At 66.0% G+C, this 1,697-nt stretch carries 1 protein-coding gene; it reads right to left on the reverse strand.

The features are described 5' to 3' along the window. A partial coding sequence (locus tag ABWP50_RS09985) for a GTA baseplate fiber-binding domain-containing protein (protein ID WP_353217845.1) occupies positions 1–1,638 on the reverse strand: 1,638 nt, incomplete at its 3' end. Positions 1,639–1,697 lie beyond the last annotated feature (59 nt).

Below are 1,697 nucleotides of genomic sequence, written 5' to 3' on the forward strand. Positions count from 1 at the left end.
CACCAATCCGATTTGCATGACATCAAGCCAAACTGGCCCGGGATGATCCGGAATTTTCCATGCGGGTTCGGTCACAATGGCCTCAGCAACAACATCGCTTTGGGAGCGCAACACTGCCCGATACCGGGTTTGCAACTCTCCAGCCGGGCCGAACGACGCATCGCTGCTGCCAAGACCAAGATCAGGCCAGCCAAAGCCAGCCCGGCTTTGCGCGATCCATGTCGAGGCAATCTCGCCGTTCTTGCGGCGGGCGTGCAGGTGAACCGGCGCCAGTGGTCGCAGCCCGGCCGCGCCAACGGCCATGGCAACTGGCACCGCGTCCGCATCGCCAACCCCCGCAGCCCGCAGCAACACGGTCTCGCCCAGCAACTCAAGTGGCAACGGCAATGGCTGCATCACCGCTTGATCAAGCAGCACAAAGCGTTCTGCCGTGCTGTGCCCAGATGTCGCCCATTCGGTGCCGCGCCGGCCGCGCAGCAGGCCAGACAGGCGGAACCGCCGCTGGCCAATCGCCTCCACTGCCGCAAACTGGATCAATTCATCGCCCAGCACGGCCAGATTGGCCCCGGCCAGCACCGACAGATCGGGCCGGCTTTCCAGCCACATCGCATCCGAGATCAGCTCGACATCAACACTGTTCACCCGGTCCCACCCTGCGCCAAGCGCAGGTGCCAGCACGCCCAGGCTGCGGCCCATGATCGTTGGCCCAGGCAATGAACCGCCGGCTTGCCAGCTGGCGCCAGCATCCAGGCTGATCATCACCTCGCCGCGCCGCCAGCCAGCGCCAGCGCCGGCCCCGGCCAGCCACAACCGCGGATTGTCCGGCAATTCACCCGGCAATGGCGGCAGATCGAGCGCCAGCAGTGTTGTCGGGCCGGCGGGCCGGTCACCGTGATCAAGCACCTGCCCGGCATCGCCCGGCAGCAACGGCGCTAAAACCTGAGGCACCAGAACCAGATCAAGGCTGAGCACAAATCCCGCAAAGCGCACGTCGCGTATCTGCCAGTCGCTGCCATCCAGACGCAGCACGTCGCCAGGGCGCAGGCCGAGATAACGCCAGGGCAGGTGCAACGTCCGCCGTTGGCGGGCTGCCGAAAGCCGCAGCAAGCGCCCCTGCCCCAGCTGCTTGGCGGCATCGGCTGTCAAGACCAGCGGCAATGCCAGCGCTTCGATCCGGGCGCCGGCCCGCAGCCGGGCGCGCTGCAAACCGGGCTGATAATCCCTCGCTGGATCAAAATAGCCCAATTCCACGGTGGCGGCACTGGTTGCTGCGCCAGCGCGGCGACGACGATCCTGGGGCTGATCATCGCCCGCACTGCGAGCGCGCGCCGCGCCGGCGGGATCGAGCTTGATTGGCAATTGCCCCGGACCAACCAGTGCTTCGCCAGCCGAAAACACCGCGCCGGCGGCTAGCACAGCCGGCGCAATGGCATCAGCCAACGGGCCAGCCTGCCCGAGATATAGCCCGGTCACTGCCGGAAATTGCCCGCGCACCGACAATTGCACCGCCGCCGCTGCCGCCACCTCGGCAATGGCAGCACCCAGATCAACCGCGACCTCATCGGCGATTACTTCAAACGCCAGATTGGGCAAGCGATTGCCAAATTCGGCCAGCGGCAGGTCCTCAAACACCGCCACCGCCAAACCACGAAATCCCGAGGCCGACCCATTGGCAGCTGCCATCAACGGATCTGGCG

It is taken from the genome of Sandarakinorhabdus sp. (genome assembly GCF_040398645.1).
Taxonomy (GTDB): domain Bacteria; phylum Pseudomonadota; class Alphaproteobacteria; order Sphingomonadales; family Sphingomonadaceae; genus Sandarakinorhabdus.